At 69.1% G+C, this 14,979-nt stretch carries 14 protein-coding genes; 9 read left to right on the top strand and 5 right to left on the bottom strand.

Features of this window, described 5'->3' with window-relative positions; genetic code table 11:
- The first annotated feature begins 349 nt into the window (after nucleotides 1–349).
- Nucleotides 350–1,381, top strand: coding sequence for a hypothetical protein (locus ACTJI8_RS16070; protein WP_440734421.1), 1,032 nt, complete (start codon nucleotides 350–352; stop codon nucleotides 1,379–1,381).
- Between the two features lie 132 nt (nucleotides 1,382–1,513).
- On the opposite strand, the gene ACTJI8_RS16065 is transcribed toward ACTJI8_RS16070, so the two are convergent.
- The 3 genes from ACTJI8_RS16065 to ACTJI8_RS16055 form a co-directional block, all read right to left on the bottom strand.
- The gene (locus ACTJI8_RS16065) at nucleotides 1,514–2,203 is read right to left on the bottom strand and encodes a lipoate--protein ligase family protein (RefSeq protein WP_440734420.1); all 690 of its coding nucleotides are present in this window, start codon (nucleotides 2,201–2,203) and stop codon (nucleotides 1,514–1,516) included.
- A 5-nt stretch (nucleotides 2,204–2,208) separates the two neighbouring features.
- Nucleotides 2,209–2,733: a hypothetical protein gene (locus ACTJI8_RS16060; RefSeq protein WP_440734419.1), complete on the bottom strand. Its 525-nt coding sequence runs from the start codon at nucleotides 2,731–2,733 to the stop codon at nucleotides 2,209–2,211.
- Nucleotides 2,734–2,822: 89 nt separating this feature from the next.
- The gene (locus ACTJI8_RS16055; RefSeq protein WP_440734418.1) at nucleotides 2,823–3,509 is read right to left on the bottom strand and encodes an NRDE family protein; all 687 of its coding nucleotides are present in this window, start codon (nucleotides 3,507–3,509) and stop codon (nucleotides 2,823–2,825) included.
- A gap of 188 nt (nucleotides 3,510–3,697) precedes the next feature.
- On the opposite strand from ACTJI8_RS16055, the gene coaBC reads away from it, so the two are divergent.
- The 6 genes from coaBC to pucL all read left to right on the top strand — a co-directional run bounded on the left by coaBC (nucleotide 3,698) and on the right by pucL (nucleotide 8,430).
- Nucleotides 3,698–4,915: a bifunctional phosphopantothenoylcysteine decarboxylase/phosphopantothenate--cysteine ligase CoaBC gene (coaBC, locus tag ACTJI8_RS16050; RefSeq protein ID WP_440734417.1), complete on the top strand. Its 1,218-nt coding sequence runs from the start codon at nucleotides 3,698–3,700 to the stop codon at nucleotides 4,913–4,915.
- A 90-nt stretch (nucleotides 4,916–5,005) separates the two neighbouring features.
- Nucleotides 5,006–5,878, top strand: coding sequence for an HpcH/HpaI aldolase/citrate lyase family protein (locus tag ACTJI8_RS16045; RefSeq protein ID WP_440734416.1), 873 nt, complete (start codon nucleotides 5,006–5,008; stop codon nucleotides 5,876–5,878).
- Between the two features lie 100 nt (nucleotides 5,879–5,978).
- Nucleotides 5,979–6,446 (top strand): thioredoxin-dependent thiol peroxidase, encoded by a 468-nt coding sequence (gene bcp, locus ACTJI8_RS16040; protein ID WP_440734415.1) that lies wholly within the window; start codon nucleotides 5,979–5,981, stop codon nucleotides 6,444–6,446.
- Between the two features lie 236 nt (nucleotides 6,447–6,682).
- The gene (uraD, locus tag ACTJI8_RS16035) at nucleotides 6,683–7,186 is read left to right on the top strand and encodes a 2-oxo-4-hydroxy-4-carboxy-5-ureidoimidazoline decarboxylase (protein WP_440734414.1); all 504 of its coding nucleotides are present in this window, start codon (nucleotides 6,683–6,685) and stop codon (nucleotides 7,184–7,186) included.
- A complete protein-coding gene (uraH, locus tag ACTJI8_RS16030) occupies nucleotides 7,183–7,524 on the top strand; it encodes a hydroxyisourate hydrolase (RefSeq protein WP_233311816.1) in 342 nt (113 codons plus the stop codon). Before uraD ends, uraH begins: the two co-directional genes overlap by 4 nt.
- A gap of 12 nt (nucleotides 7,525–7,536) precedes the next feature.
- A complete protein-coding gene (gene pucL / locus ACTJI8_RS16025; RefSeq protein ID WP_440734413.1) occupies nucleotides 7,537–8,430 on the top strand; it encodes a factor-independent urate hydroxylase in 894 nt (297 codons plus the stop codon).
- 255 nt (nucleotides 8,431–8,685) lie between these two features.
- Here pucL and ACTJI8_RS16020 read toward each other — a convergent pair whose 3' ends face one another.
- Nucleotides 8,686–9,492, bottom strand: a complete 807-nt coding sequence (locus ACTJI8_RS16020; protein ID WP_440734412.1) for an SDR family oxidoreductase — start codon at nucleotides 9,490–9,492, stop codon at nucleotides 8,686–8,688.
- 111 nt (nucleotides 9,493–9,603) lie between these two features.
- On the opposite strand from ACTJI8_RS16020, the gene aceE reads away from it, so the two are divergent.
- Nucleotides 9,604–12,309 (top strand): pyruvate dehydrogenase (acetyl-transferring), homodimeric type, encoded by a 2,706-nt coding sequence (aceE, locus tag ACTJI8_RS16015; protein ID WP_440734411.1) that lies wholly within the window; start codon nucleotides 9,604–9,606, stop codon nucleotides 12,307–12,309.
- A 284-nt stretch (nucleotides 12,310–12,593) separates the two neighbouring features.
- Here aceE and ACTJI8_RS16010 read toward each other — a convergent pair whose 3' ends face one another.
- On the bottom strand, nucleotides 12,594–13,394 hold the full coding sequence (locus ACTJI8_RS16010; protein WP_440734410.1) for an IclR family transcriptional regulator: 801 nt from the start codon (nucleotides 13,392–13,394) through the stop codon (nucleotides 12,594–12,596).
- A 191-nt stretch (nucleotides 13,395–13,585) separates the two neighbouring features.
- On the opposite strand from ACTJI8_RS16010, the gene ACTJI8_RS16005 reads away from it, so the two are divergent.
- Nucleotides 13,586–14,977, top strand: coding sequence for an NAD-dependent malic enzyme (locus ACTJI8_RS16005; RefSeq protein ID WP_440734409.1), 1,392 nt, complete (start codon nucleotides 13,586–13,588; stop codon nucleotides 14,975–14,977).
- Nucleotides 14,978–14,979: the final 2 nt, after the last annotated feature.

Genomic DNA, 14,979 nt, shown 5'->3' with positions numbered 1-14,979 from the left:
CAGGTGGCCTCGTTTTCACACGTCGCAATGGCCTACTTTTCGAACGTCGTCGACAGTCCCCATCCGTCCATGGCGCGGAAGCGCCTCCGCTGTGTGGGTTCACGTGGCAATGTCTCCTGTTCCTCTCAGTCGACAACGTCGGGGATCGAAGGACTCGCGCGGTCACGCCGGTCAGTCGAGTCCCTCTCGACTGCTACTTCCCGTCACCGACGCGTTCGCGGTCAGTCACAAGATCTCATCGGTTCAAGGGGTCGCCGTACGACCGCGCCACTTTGTTGCTGAATCGATTCGCTGCAACGCGACTCGATCGCAACGGGTGGCGTCCGATAGCCGACGTACTCTGAGGGACGTGAGCGGAAGACGTAGTAAGCGGCAGAGGGCGCAACAGCACGCTGCGCCGCGCCTGCCGAATGGCATCGAACGATCATTCGAGACGCCGATAGCAGGTAAGCGCGTTCTTGTGATGGGTAGCGACGTCAAGCGGACGACCTACGGAAACTGCGTGCTCTGCGGCCAGCATGCTCAACTAGAGCTTGGTCATGTTGTGCCCCGGTGGGCGGGGAAGTGGATAAAGGACGAGGGATTCGTCCTCGGGAAGTACGACTCCATTGGCGTGCACACCCGGAGTCAGGACATCGAGAAGCACTACATGATGTGCCGCGCCTGCGAGAACTATCTTGGAGCCGCCGAGGGATACCTCGCAAGTGTGGTGCGAGGGACGTCGGGGGACTTGGCCGCAAGGGCACTCGCTCTGTATCGAGAAACGAATGACATGGTTCGCCTCGATAACATCAACGCAGACATTATGCTGCGCTCCGTTCTAGGAATCCTCTTCAAGGCACATCTAAGCCCGCATCACATTTATAGGCATGTGCGACTGCCCAGGTGGGCCCTGACCGAACTCCACACCGCGCTACAGGGCGACGTATACCCGCGCGGCCGCTTTTCGGTCATTGCGCTCAAGATCATGAATCTGACTGTGCCAGACGCCAACCCCCGAGCACGGATCGACGCGCAGCTAAGAAATGTTCCGGGCGGAGTCGGAGCGATTTTGCGGTTCGGTGGCTTTGTCTTCGTCGTGCACGTCGGAACCGTCAATCGCTTTCCCCTCGAGAAAGACATGAAGAGCATGCGGAGCGGTGATCGCTCGATGCGGGTTGGCGTGGGTGAGTTCTCCTACGAACCTGGCATCGTTCCTGACGAGGGCGGCGTCGAGGTGCCGCGAATTGCTGGCAGATACGTTCCGCTGACAGATCGATGCCCGTGCGGTCTCGACTCATCGTTCGCTCAATGCTGTCAGGGGCGATGGCTGCCGCTCCGAGCACGCTATCTCGATGTGCCGAACAAGGAGACACGACACATGCTTCGCGGCGAGGCATAGGCGAAACTAGCCCACTTCGCCAAAGTAAACCTGGTCAGAGCTAAGTAAAGAGCTGTGCCGCTGGAGGGACTCGAGCCCGGGTCCAGACCGTTCCCGCGGAGGAGCACGGCAGGAGCGATGCCGCCTAGCCGCTCAGGCGATGAGCGCCGCCGCCAGCGCGTTCTCGACGTCGTCGCGCGAGACCGTCGGTGCCTCGGTGAGCATCGACCCGAAGGTCTGCGGATCCCACTCGAGCCCCAGCGCGGCGTTGGCCTCCGTGAGCACCGCGACGAAGCGGTCGACGGAGCCGAACGCGAGCATCCCGCTGAGCAGGCGTGCGCCGCGCACACCGCGCTGCGAGGTGCCGACGAGCTTCACGGCGCCGCGCGCGTTGATGCTGTACTCGCCGGGGCAGTACTCGCCCGGCACCTCGCCCAGTCGGGCATCGACGCCGAGCCCGCGCAGCGCGTCGACGATCGTCCTGCCCGCCTGCGCGAAGAACGCGGTGGGGTCGGCATGCGCCTTCTCGCGCTCGACGAGGTCGAAGACGAGGCACGTCTCGTCGTAGGCGACGGCGCGGCCGCCGGTCGGGCGGATCGCGGGCGTGAAACCGAGCCGTTCCGCCGCCGCTACGGCGATGTCGTAGCCGGGCATCAGGCTCTCCCGCCGGGTCAGTGCGAGCATCGGCACGGGCGTGTAGAGGCGGAGCAACTGCTGAGGGCCCGCTCCGGTCGCGACTTCGCGCAGCAGTTCGACCGAGCGCGCGAGGTCATCGTTCGACGCCGACGGCTGCCGGATCACCCGGCCGGGAACCAAGGGGAGCCGGGGAGAGGAGGGCACCATCGGCGTCAGGGGATGAAGGTGAACACGAACTGCAGCACCAGATACACCGCGCCGGAAATGCCGAGGCCCAGGGCGATCCCCGAGCGGAGCCGCCCCGAGCGGCGCGGAAGCCCGATCAGGGCGAGCACGACGGCGCCCGCGTACAGCAGGAAGAGGACGACGTCGATCGCCATCGACACCGGCTGTGGCAGGGTCGCATCGCTGGACACGGCGTACGCCACCGAGAGTCCGATGTAGCGGAGCACCTCCAGGGCGAACGCTACCGAGGCCAGCACGACCGCGGTGGTCGCGATCCTGGCACCCTTCGCCCGATTCTGCGGAGCGGCCGCGCCGGGTTCGCCGTTCGCCGGGTATCCGTATCCCGGGTACGTCGGCATGAGCGGCTGAGTCGGCGCGGGTCCCACGTCCCCGACGGGCGGCAGGTATCCGAGGGTCGGAGCTTGGCGAGGCGTGCCGGCGGGCGCGGCCCCTGGATGCAGGTTCGCGACCGGCGGCTGAGGCGCGGAGAAGGGCTGCTGCGGATCCGTCATGCTGAGAACGTACCGCTCCTACACGGCGGCGACGCGACGGGACGGGGCGACCCTCCGGCCGGGTTCGCCGGGGGTTGCGCCGGGCGTGCTCAGCCCCAGTGCGCGGGTGAGGGGAGCCCGTGGTCGCGCACGTCGACACCCTCCGCGCCGACCGAAGCCGTGCAGTAGAGCAGCGACTGCGTGGGGTAGCCGTACGGGCGGTTGTCGCGGATGATCGCGCGGTCGTCGGCCGGATCCAGCTCTGCGGTCGTCGCGAGCAGGCGGATCCAGGACTCCGGCCAGTCCTCCTCGCGCGTCGGGTGCGCGCGGAACTCGGGCAGCCAGCGCTCGATGCGCGCGGTCTCGGGATCATCCAGATCCGAGTGAGCGATCATGTGCACGCCCGCCGGCACCGGGGTCTCGCGCAGCACGGTGCCGTCCCAGGACAGCACGCGGGCACCGGCGGGGGAGACCTCGAGAAGATTGAAGCCGTGCATGCGCTCCGAGCCGGTCGGCGAGACGCCGGTCACGGACGCCAGCGCGAGGGTGCCGCGGGAGACGGCCAGCTCGTCGGGCAGGTCGAGCACGTCGGCGCGGTTCAGCAGCACGGCCAGCCGGCGCGACTCCGGGTCGACGGCGAGCCAGGCTCCGCCGGCGCGGCGGTCGCGGATCCCGATGACTCCAGGGCGCTCGGGCCACCACTCGCCGAGCGCATCCCACTCGCGCAACGGATCCTCATCCCGCACGGCCAGCAGCCGCGCCCCCGTCCCGTCGACCTCGATCACGACCGTGCACACGGAATCAGTCTAGGCAGGGCGCGGGCCACCGGATCCGGATGGGCCGCGCCTACGTCATCCCGCGAGACGACCGCGTTTCGTCTCGCTCCTCGCTGCGCTCGGTGCTCGCTCAACGACCCCGATGGGATCCGGATCCGGTCGACGAGCGCTCCAGGCCCGGGCACGGCGCCGAATGGCAGAATCGAGGGATGGACATCGTGGTGGGGGTCTCCGGCGGCATCGCGGCCTACAAGTCGGTGCAGCTCGTGCGGCTCCTGGTGAAGGCCGGGCACGCGGTCACCGTCGTCCCCACCGAGGATGCGCTGCGCTTCGTGGGCGCCCCGACGTGGGAGGCGATCAGCCGCAACCCGGTGACCACGAGCGTGCACGACGACGTGGCGAAGGTACGCCACGTCGCCCTGGGGCAAGGGGCGGACCTCGTCGTGGTCGCTCCCGCCACGGCGAACACGATCGCGCGCATGGCCGCGGGCATCGCCGACAACCTGCTCGGCACGACGCTGCTGGCCACCACCGCGCCCGTGCTCATCGCCCCCGCCATGCACGCCGAGATGTGGGCGCACCCCGCGACCCAGGCGAACATCCGCACGCTCGCCGACCGCGGCGTGCACCTGATCGGGCCCGACGACGGCGAGCTCGCCGGCGGCGACAGCGGACCCGGCCGGATGAGCGAGCCCGAGGCGATCGCCGAGGCCGCACTGCGCCTGCTGGCGCCGCAGGACCTCGCCGGCCTCACCGTCGTGGTCTCCGCAGGCGGCACGCGCGAGCCGATCGACCCCGTGCGCTACCTCGGCAACCGCTCCAGCGGACGCCAGGGTGCGGCGCTCGCCGTCGAGGCGGCGACCCGCGGCGCCGAGGTCGAGCTCGTCGCGGCCAACCTGGCCGGAGACGTCCTCGCCGCAGCGGGCCATCCGCGGATCCGGATCCGCGCTGTCGCCACGGCCGCGGAGCTCGCGTCCGCCGTGAAGGACGCGGCGGCCCGTGCGGACGCTGTGGTCATGGCCGCCGCCGTCGCGGATTATCGTCCGGCACAGGCCGCCGCGCACAAGCTCACCAAGGAGGAAGGGATCCTCGAGCGGATCGACCTCGTCGAGAACGAGGACGTGCTGGCGGCCCTCGGCGCCGCCCGCCGCGCGGGTGGGGCACCGGAGGGACAGATCCTCGTCGGCTTCGCCGCGGAGACCGCGACGGATCCCGAGGCCCGGCGCGAGCGCGCCCGACGCAAGCGCGAGCGCAAGGGCGCCGATCTGCTCGCCGTGAACCTCGCCGACGCCGAGCACGGGTTCGAGAAGCACGACAACGCCGTGGAGATCATCGGCCCGAATGGAGCGGTGGTCGCGGCGGCGGCCGGGTCGAAGCGCACCGTCGCCGCGGCGGTGTGGGATGCCGTGGTCGCCCTGCACGACTGAGGCCCGCACAGGGCACAAGGCTGGCGCACGCTTGCGCGCAGGAGTACTGTTTTCGTATTGTAAAAGTCAAGTTTCACAGAATGGAATAGCATGAACGCTCCGCTGCCCACCCCTGGCCCGCGCGAGATCGCGCCGGAGCTGGCGCGCTCGTGGCTCCTGGTCGCGGCGACAAGGCCGGAGACGTTCGACGACGCGGCCCGCTCGCATGCCGACGCCGTCGTGCTCGACGTCGAGGATGCCGTCGACGCGAGCCACAAGGACTCCGCGCGGGACGACGTCGTGCGCTGGCTGCACGGCGCCGATGAGAACGGCAACCCCCACCGCGCCTGGGTGCGCATCAACGACGCGACCAGCGAGCACTGGTCCCCGGACCTGGACGGGCTGCGCGACGCCCCCGGACTGCAGGGCGTCATGCTCGCCAAGACCGAGTACGGCGGCCAGGTCATGGACACGTTCAACCGCCTGGGCGCGAGGGTGCCCGTGGTGGCGCTGGTGGAGTCGGCCGTCGGCATCGAGAACGCTACGGAGATCGCCCGCGCCAAGGGGGTGTTCCGGCTCGCCTTCGGCAGCGGCGACTTCCGCCGCGACACCGGCATGTCGGCCGACCGGGAGGCCATGGCCTACCCGCGGGCGCGCCTGGTCATCTCCAGCCGCGCGGGCGGGCTCCCCGGTCCGATCGACGGTCCGACGGTCGGATCCAGCCACCCGATCCTGCGCGAGCAGTCGGCCATCACGGTGTCGATGGGCATGACCGGCAAGCTCTGCCTGCAGGCCGATCAGACCCCCGTCGTCAACGAGGTCATCAGCCCCACCCGCACCGATGTCGAGTGGGCCTACGAGTTCCTCGAGGACTTCGACGCGCGCGGTCGCATCGTCCGCGACGGCAGCGACCTGCCCCGTCTCGGCCGCGCCCGCAAGATCATGCATCTCGCCGAGGCCTTCGGCGTGCTGCCCACCCGCTGACCACCGGCCGCTGAGCCTGTCGAAGCGTCCCGCTCGCGGATCCGGCCCTTCGACAGGATCAGGCACCGGATCCCCTGAACCCCATTCGAACGGAGACATCATGACCACTCGCCTCGCCCCCGGCGACACCGCACCCGCCTTCGCCCTCGATGACGCCGACGGCGCTCGCGTCTCGCTCGAGGACTACCGCGGACGCAACGTCGTCGTGTACTTCTACCCGAAGGCCGCGACCCCCGGCTGCACCACCGAGGCCTGCGACTTCCGCGACAACCTATCCTCGCTCGGCGCGGCCGGCTACTCCGTGATCGGCGTCTCGCCCGACGAGGTCGCCGACATCCGCGCCTTCTCCGAAGCGGAGGGCCTGACCTTCCCGCTGCTCGCCGACACCGACGCCTCTGTGGCACGGGCGTGGGGCGTGTGGGGCGAGAAGACCGTGGGCGACCGCACCTTCGACGGCGTCATCCGCTCGACGTTCGTGCTGGACGGCGACGGGGTCGTGCAGCGCGCCGAGTACGGCGTCGACGCCTCGGGTCACGTGGCGCGCCTGCGCACCGAGCTCGGCGTCTGAATTCGATCCCCCATTACCGAGTCGTCCCCCTCAGCACGAGCCATAGGTCGGGCTGAGGGGGACGACTCGCAACGGGGGTTGACAGATCCGGATCCGGTCTGCACACTGGTTACACATGCTGAAACAACAGTTCCGGCATACGGAAATTCCTTCTTTGGATGAGATCGGATCCTGTCGATAGGATCCGTCCGTATAGCCCTTACACGCCGGATGCCAGCATGGTCTGAGGATCGAAGATGTTGCTCGAGGAGTTCAACTCCGTCGGCCGCGACGACGCCATCGCCGTCGTGAAGCCCGCACTGGACATCACCCGCTGGATCGATGCGATCGTCGACGGCCGTCCCTACGCCTCGGCCGACGCGCTCTCCGCCGCTGCCCTCGAGGCCGCGGCGCCGCTCACCGAGGCCGAGCTGGACGGGGCGCTCGCGCACCACCCGCGCATCGGCGCGAAGGTCGACGGCACCAGCGCAGAGGCGGCGCACTCGCGTCGCGAGCAGCCGAGCGTCGACGACGTCACGGCCGCCGCCCTCGCTGAGGGGAACCGCGCCTACGAGGAGCGGTTCGACCGCGTCTTCCTCATCCGCGCCGCCGGCCGCAGCGCCCAGGACATCCTGGCCCTGCTGCAGGAGCGACTCGGCAGCACCGACGAGCAGGAGCTCGCCGTCGTGGATCAGCAGTTGCGCGAGATCGCGGCTCTGCGCCTCGCGGCGGCCATCGAGACCGAAGGAGCGAGCGCATGAGCGTCTCCCACGTGACCACCCACATCCTGGACACCACACTCGGGCGCCCCGCGCCCGGCGTCGCCGTCGTACTCGAGGCCCGAGTCGGCGACGGGTGGTCGGGGATCGGTACGGGCCTCACCGATGCTGACGGGCGGGTGAAAGCGCTCGGCCCGGAGCGGCTGGAGAGCGGTGCCTACCGCCTCCGGTTCGACACCGCGGCCTACTTCGCCGGCATCAAGACGGACGCCTTCTTCCCGGAGGTGGTGCTGACCTTCCAGGTCGACGCCGAGCAGGCGCACTATCACGTGCCGCTGCTGCTCAGTCCGTTCGCCTATTCCACCTACCGAGGAAGCTAAGAGGGATCCGAAATGACGAACATCATCCTGGGCAAGAACCAGTACGGCAAGGCCGAGAACCGGGTCGTCCGCATCACCCGCGACACCGACCGCCACGAGATCGAGGACCTGAACGTCACCTCGCAGCTGCGCGGCGACTTCGCCTCCGCACATTTCGACGGCAACAACGAGAACGTCGTCGCCACCGACACCCAGAAGAACACGGTCTACGCCTTCGCCAAGGACGGCATCGGCAGCCCGGAGGAGTTCCTCGTGCGTCTGGGCCGGCACTTCACCGGCGAGTTCGACTGGGTGACCGGCGGACGCTGGGCCGCCGAGCAGTACACCTGGCTGCGCATCGAGGGCGACAACGGCGAGCACGATCACGCGTTCGTGCGCGGCGGCACCGAGACCCGCACGGCGGTCGTGCAGATCGACGGCGACGACACCACGATCATCGCGGGCCTGCAGGACCTCACGGTCCTCAAGTCGACCGCGAGCGGCTTCGTCGGCTACCCGCGCGACAAGTACACGACCCTCCCCGAGACCGAGGACCGCATCCTCGCCACCTCGGTGACCGCCAAGTGGCGCTACAACCGCAACGACATCGACTTCAACGAGGTCTACGCCGACGTGCGTCGCCTGCTCCTCGCCGGCTTCTCGCGCAACTACTCCTACGCCCTGCAGCACACGCTGAAGGAGATGGCCGAGGCCGTGCTCGAGGCGCACCCCGAGATCGACGAGATCCGCTTCTCGACGCCGAACAAGCACCACTTCGTCGTGGACCTGTCGCCGTTCGGCCTGGAGAACCCGAACGAGGTGTTCTTCGCCGCCGACCGTCCCTACGGCCTCATCGAGGCGTCGTTCCTGCGTGACGGCGCCGACGCCGACCACTGGTCGTGGGACGGCATCGCCGGCTTCTGCTGAGCGCTGCACCACTGCCGACACGAGAATGCGGGGCCCGGTTCGCCGGGCCCCGCGTTCGTCGTCTCCGGGTGAGCGGGAGGCCTCGGCGCCTTGACAAGGAATCACTCGCGGGGCGACAATAGATTACGCAATCTGAAAGAAACCTTCCACGATCTGAAATCAATCGGATCCGGAATCGAGCACGAACCCGCGGCCCCCGACACGAGGGCGCAGGGACGAGGAGGTCCGCCGATGATCGCGAACCCCCGCGATCGCTCAGCCGCGCCCGCCGAACGGCATCCCGCTCGCGGTGATCGTGAGCGCGCCGATGTTGGCCTCCGCGGGCAGATCCGCCATGAGCAGCACCGTGCGCGCCGCGGCCTCGACGTCGAAGGTGGGCTCGACTCTGCGGCTGCCGTCGGCCTGCAGCGCCCCGGATCCGACGCCGAGCTCGTCCATGATCTCGGTGCGGGTGTTGCCGATGTCGATCTGGCCGCAGGAGATCCGGAATGGCCGGCCGTCGAGATCGACGGACTTCGTCAGTCCCGTGAGCGCGTGCTTGCTCACCGCGTACGCCACGGAGAGCGGACGGGGCGCCTGGGCGGAGATGGATCCGTTGTTGATGATCCGCCCGCCCTGCGGACTCTGCGCGCGCATGACGCGCATCGCACCGCGCGCGCTGAGCAGCGCGCCGGTGAGGTTGACCGCGAGCGTCTGCTCCCAGTCGGCGAGTTCGATGTCCGCTGCAGAGACCGCGGGGCCGAACGCGCCGGCGTTGTTGAACAGCACGTCCACGCGGCCCCACTCCTGCACCACGCGGTCGAAGAGCGCGTCCACCTCGGCCTCGACCGTCACGTCGGTCGGCACCACGAGGGCGTTCGGATGGATGGCTCCGCCCTCGGGGGCGTCCGGACGGAGCGCGCCGCGCTCCGGGGCGCCGAGCATCCCGCCCGCCGTCTCGGTGAGTGCGGACTCGCGCCGCCCGGCCAGCGCCACGCGGTAGCCGGCCTCCAGCATCGTGCGCGCCACGGCACGCCCGATCCCCGATCCGGCACCCGTCACCACGGCGATGCGTCCGCTCATCGTCACTCCTCGAACCTCAGCCCCGCTGCGCAACCCGCAGCCACCTACATCTAGCAGATCAGCCCCGCCGCCCGACCGGCAGCCCCACAACATCTCACAGAAAGGCCGAAGATGCACGAACAGAGCAGCTCCGCCGCCCTCGGATCCGAGACCCTGGATCACGACCCCGAAGAGACCGCCGAATGGCTCGAGTCGCTGGATGCGCTCGTCGCCCAGCGCGGCGCCGAGCGCGGCGAGCACATCGTGCGCTCGCTGGCCGCCCGCGCCGGCGTGGTCGACGAGCCGAACGCGACCACGGACTACATCAACACGATCTCGGTCGCCGATGAGCCCGCCTACCCCGGCGATGAGGAGCTCGAGCGCCGCTACCGCGCCTGGATGCGCTGGAACGCCGCGATCCTGGTGCACCGCGCGCAGCGCCCCGGCATCGGCGTCGGCGGCCACATCTCCACCTACGCGGGCGCCGCGACCCTGTACGAGGTCGGCTTCAACCACTTCTTCCGCGGCAAGGACCACCCCGGCGGCGGCGACCAGGTCTACTTCCAGGGCCACGCCTCGCCCGGCATGTACGCCCGCGCCTTCATGGAGGGGCGCCTCAGCGAGGAGGACCTCGACGGGTTCCGCCAGGAGAAGTCCCGCGAGGGCCACGCGCTGAGCTCCTACCCGCACCCGCGGCTGATGCCGGAGTTCTGGGAGTTCCCGACCGTGTCGATGGGCATCGGCCCGATGAACGCGATCTACCAGGCGCAGTCCAACCGCTACCTGCACAACCGCGGCCTGAAGGACACCAGCGACCAGCACGTGTGGGCGTTCCTCGGCGACGGCGAGATGGACGAGCCGGAGAGCCGCGGCCTGCTGCAGCTGGCCGCGAACGACAACCTGGACAACCTGACCTTCGTCGTGAACTGCAACCTGCAGCGCCTCGACGGCCCTGTCCGCGGCAACGGCAAGATCATCCAGGAGCTCGAGGGCTTCTTCCGCGGTGCGGGCTGGAACGTCATCAAAGTCGTCTGGGGCCGGGAGTGGGACGACCTGCTCGCCCGCGACACCGACGGCGCGCTGCTCGACATCATGAACACCACCCGCGACGGCGACTACCAGACGTACAAGGCCGAGTCGGGCGGGTTCATCCGGGAGAACTTCTTCGGCAAGGATCCGCGTGCGCTCGCGCTCGTCGAGAACCTCACCGACGAGCAGATCTGGGGTCTCAAGCGCGGCGGCCACGACTACAAGAAGGTGTTCGCCGCGTATCAGGAGTCGCTCGCGCACAACGGCAAGCCCACGGTGATCCTGGTCAAGACGGTCAAGGGCTACGGCCTCGGCCCGCGCTTCGAGGCCCGCAACGCGACGCACCAGATGAAGAAGCTCACGCTGCAGGACCTCAAGGACTTCCGCGACCACCTGCGCGTGCCGATCACCGATGAGCAGCTCGAGGCGAACCCCTACGAGCCGCCGTACTACCACCCGGGCGTCGACGCCCCGGAGATCCGGTACATGCAGGAGCGCCGCCAGGCGCTCGGCGGCTACCTCCCCGAGCGGCGCCCGAACGCCTCCGGCGAGATCGCCCTGCCCGACGCCAAGGCGTACGAGGTGGCGGCGCGCGGATCCGGCAAGCAGCAGGCCGCCACCACCATGGCGTTCGTGCGGGTGCTCAAGGACCTCATGCGCGACCCCGAGTTCGGCAAGCGCATCGTCCCGATCATCCCCGATGAGGCGCGCACCTTCGGCATGGACGCGTTTTTCCCGACCGCGAAGATCTACAACCCGAACGGGCAGAACTACCTCGCCGTCGACCGCGACATCGTGCTCTCGTACAAGGAGTCGGCGGCGGGCCAGATCCTGCACGTCGGCATCAACGAGGCCGGATCCATCGCCGCCTTCACCGCGGCGGGCACCGCCTATGCGACGCACGGCGTGCCGCTCGTTCCGGTGTACGTGTTCTACTCGATGTTCGGCTTCCAGCGCACCGGCGACTCGCTGTGGGCGGCCGCCGACCAGATGACGCGCGGCTTCCTGATCTCGGCGACCGCCGGGCGCACCACGCTCACCGGTGAGGGGCTGCAGCACGCCGACGGGCACTCGCCGCTTCTCGCGGCGACGAACGCCGCGGTGATCACGTACGATCCGGCGTTCGGCTACGAGATCGGCCACATCATGCGCGCCGGCATCGAGCGTATGTACGGCGCGGACTCGACCGACCGCAACTACATCTACAACCTCATGGTCTACAACGAGCCGATCGTGCAGCCGGCCGAGCCTTCCGATGTCGATGTGGCCGGGATCCTCGGCGGCATCCACCGGATCGCCCCGGTCGACGCGCCCCAGGCGCACCTGCTCGCGTCGGGCATCGGCGTGACCTGGGCCCAGGAGGCGCAGCAGCTGCTGGCTTCCGATTGGGGGGTGCAGGCCGACGTCTGGTCGGTGACCTCGTGGACCGAGCTCCGTCGCGACGCGGTCGCCGCCGAGGAGGACGAGTTCCTCGGACGCGGTGCGCGCACGTCGTTCCTCGCTTCGCAGCTGGCCGGATCCCACGGCCCGATCGTGGCCGTCAGCGACTACGCGAAGGATCTGCCCGACCAGATCCGCCAGTTCGTGCCGAACGACTGGGCGACCCTGGGCGCCGACGGCTTCGGGTTCTCGGACACGCGCGCCGCCGCCCGGCGGTTCTTCAAGATCGACGGCCCCTCGGTCGTGGTGCGCACGCTGCAGCTGCTCGCCAAGCGCGGCGAGATCGACCCGTCGATCCCGGCCCGGGCCGCCGAGAAGTACCGCCTGCTCGACGTCAACGCCGGCACGAGCGGCACCGACGCGGAGTAGTCGGTCCCGGGTCGTCGAGCGAGGACGCGCGAAGCACGACCGAGACGAAACGCGGTGCCTCTCGAAGCGGACCTCGGGAGGGCGCCGCGTTTCGTCTCGCTGCGCTCGCTCAACGACCCCGTGCTCAACGATCCAGAAAAAGGACGGATGCAACTCCAGAGGACAGGATCCGTGGATCCGTCCTGCGGAATTGCATCCGTCCTTCGGAGTTGTGGGGACGCCACCCCGGGCGGGTCCTCAGAGGCACCCGGGATGCCCCCGTGTGCCGGCCGCCCCTGCGCGGGCTACGCTTCCAGGTCGGCGGCGATCGCGGCGGCGGCCTCGCGCAGCCGCGGCACGGCGCGCTGGGCGAACTCCTCGGTGACGCGCGCGATCGGACCGGACACGGACACCGCGGTCGGCGTGGGGGCGCCGGGCACGGCCATCGCGTAGCAGCGCACGCCGATCTCCTGCTCCTGCTCGTCGATCGAGTATCCGCGCTCGCGGATCAGATCCAGCTCCTTCAGCAGCGCGTCCACGGTGCCGATGCTGTACTCGGTGGGGGTGGTCATGCCGGTGCGGCCCACGATGCCGCGCACGACGTCGTCATCGAGCTGGGCGAGGATCGCCTTGCCGACGCCGGTGTCGTGCACGTTGGCACGGCGGCCGACCTCGGTGAACATGCGCATGGAGTGCTGCGAGGGCACCTGGGCGACGTACACGACCATGTCGCCGTCGAGCACAGCCATGTTCGCGCTCTCGCCGAGGGCGTCCACCAGGCTCTTCAGCTGCGGGCGGGCGAGCGCGCCGAACTGGCGGGATGCGCCCTCGCCGATGCGGATCAGGCGCGGCCCGAGCGCATAGCGCCGGTTCGGCAGCTGACGCGCATAGCCGAGCGAGACCAGGGTCCGCAGCAGCCGGTGGATGGTCGGAAGAGGGAGGTCCGTCGACGCGGACAGCTCGCTGAGCGTCACATCGCCGCCGGCATCCGTCACGAGCTCGAGCAGCTCGAACACGCGCTCGACCGACTGCACGCCCGATCCCGCGCTTCTGCCGGTCTTCGGCTCCGTGCCCTTCACGCCTGTGGTGCTCGGATTCTCTGCCATGTCAGCTCCCGTCCTTGGGTAATTCCATCATGCGAGAGTCTCGAGCCGGAAATCCAAGAGGATCCGAATCTCATCTTGCGCGAAACTTCCACGATAGAGATAATAGTGTCCACAATACGAAACTTGTAAACAGTTCATCACCGCAACAGCGCCCGAGGCCTCCGCCCGGGACGCCTCGATGAGGAGGAATCATGGCGAACCCGGGTCCCGGAAATTCGATCACGCTGCGCATTGACGCGCCGTCCAACTTCACCGTCACGAGCGAGCTCGCCGCGGCTGCCGCCGGCGCCGGCGCCGTCGTGACCGCGCTCGACGTCGTCGAGTCGCACCCGTCGACCATCGTCGTCGACCTGACCTGCAACACCACTGGTGAGGAGCACGCCGATCAGGTGCGCGACGCGATCGACGCCCTCGAGGGTGTCACGGTCCGCCTGGTCAGCGACCGCACGTTCCTGATGCACCTGGGCGGCAAGCTCGAGGTCGTGCCGCGCGTGCCGCTGCGCAACCGCGACGACCTCTCCCGCGCGTACACCCCGGGTGTCGCCCGCGTCTGCATGGCCATCGCCGAGGACAAGAGCAAGGCCCGCCAGCTCACCGTCAAGCGCAACACGATCGCCGTCGTCACCGACGGCACGGCCGTGCTGGGCCTGGGCGACATCGGCCCCGAGGCCGCGCTGCCCGTGATGGAGGGCAAGGCCGCGCTGTTCAAGCAGTTCGCGAACGTCGACGCCTGGCCGGTCTGCCTCGACACCAAGGACACCGAGGAGATCATTCAGATCGTCAAGGCGATCGCCCCGGTCTACGGCGGCGTGAACCTCGAGGACATCGCCGCCCCGCGCTGCTTCGAGATCGAGGCGCGACTGCGCGACGAGCTCGACATCCCCGTCTTCCACGACGACCAGCACGGCACCGCGATCGTCACGCTCGCCGCCCTGCAGAACGCCCTCAAGGTCGTCGACAAGACGATCGGCGAGGTGCGCATCGTCGTCTCGGGCGTCGGTGCCGCTGGCAACGCGATCGTGCAGCTGCTGCTCGCCGAGGGGGCCGTCGACATCGTGGCCTGCGGCCGCAACGGCGCGATCAACCGCGACGAGGAGTACACCGACGCGCACCGCATCGAGCTCGCCGCCACCACCAACCCCCGTAACGCCAAGGGCACCCTCAAGGAGGTGCTCGTCGGCGCGGACGTGTTCATCGGCGTCAGCGCTCCGAACGTGCTCGACGAGAACGACATCGCCGGCATGGCCGACGACGCGATCGTGTTCGCGATGGCGAACCCCACCCCCGAGGTCGACCCGATCGTGGCGTCGAAGCATGCGGCCGTGGTCGCCACCGGGCGCAGCGACTTCCCGAACCAGATCAACAACGTGCTGGCGTTCCCCGGGTTCTTCCGCGGCCTCCTCGACGCGGGCGTGTCGGACATCACCCCGCCTATGCTGGTCGCAGCTGCGCAGGCGATCGCGGAGCGGGTCGGTGAGGACGAGCTCAACGCGAGCTTCATCATCCCCAGCGTGTTCGACCCGCTCGTGGCCGGCGCCGTCGCCGAGGCGATCGTGCGCGTCGTCGAGTCGTCGAAGGAGTGAGC

It is taken from the genome of Microbacterium sp. 22303, assembly GCF_052045265.1.
GTDB lineage: Bacteria > Actinomycetota > Actinomycetes > Actinomycetales > Microbacteriaceae > Microbacterium.
The sequence above is the reverse complement of the archived record's forward strand: the minus strand, read 5'-3'. Positions and strand labels throughout refer to the sequence as shown.

Coding starts and splice junctions, on each gene's coding strand:
- ACTJI8_RS16065 (WP_440734420.1), bottom strand. CDS start 2,203: ATGGTGCCCTCCTCTCCCCGGCTCCCCTTGGTTCCCGGCCGGGTGATC.
- ACTJI8_RS16060 (WP_440734419.1), bottom strand. CDS start 2,733: ATGACGGATCCGCAGCAGCCCTTCTCCGCGCCTCAGCCGCCGGTCGCG.
- coaBC (WP_440734417.1), top strand. CDS start 3,698: ATGGACATCGTGGTGGGGGTCTCCGGCGGCATCGCGGCCTACAAGTCG.
- ACTJI8_RS16045 (WP_440734416.1), top strand. CDS start 5,006: ATGAACGCTCCGCTGCCCACCCCTGGCCCGCGCGAGATCGCGCCGGAG.
- bcp (WP_440734415.1), top strand. CDS start 5,979: ATGACCACTCGCCTCGCCCCCGGCGACACCGCACCCGCCTTCGCCCTC.
- uraD (WP_440734414.1), top strand. CDS start 6,683: ATGTTGCTCGAGGAGTTCAACTCCGTCGGCCGCGACGACGCCATCGCC.
- uraH (WP_233311816.1), top strand. CDS start 7,183: ATGAGCGTCTCCCACGTGACCACCCACATCCTGGACACCACACTCGGG.
- pucL (WP_440734413.1), top strand. CDS start 7,537: ATGACGAACATCATCCTGGGCAAGAACCAGTACGGCAAGGCCGAGAAC.
- ACTJI8_RS16020 (WP_440734412.1), bottom strand. CDS start 9,492: ATGAGCGGACGCATCGCCGTGGTGACGGGTGCCGGATCGGGGATCGGG.
- aceE (WP_440734411.1), top strand. CDS start 9,604: ATGCACGAACAGAGCAGCTCCGCCGCCCTCGGATCCGAGACCCTGGAT.
- ACTJI8_RS16010 (WP_440734410.1), bottom strand. CDS start 13,394: ATGGCAGAGAATCCGAGCACCACAGGCGTGAAGGGCACGGAGCCGAAG.
- ACTJI8_RS16005 (WP_440734409.1), top strand. CDS start 13,586: ATGGCGAACCCGGGTCCCGGAAATTCGATCACGCTGCGCATTGACGCG.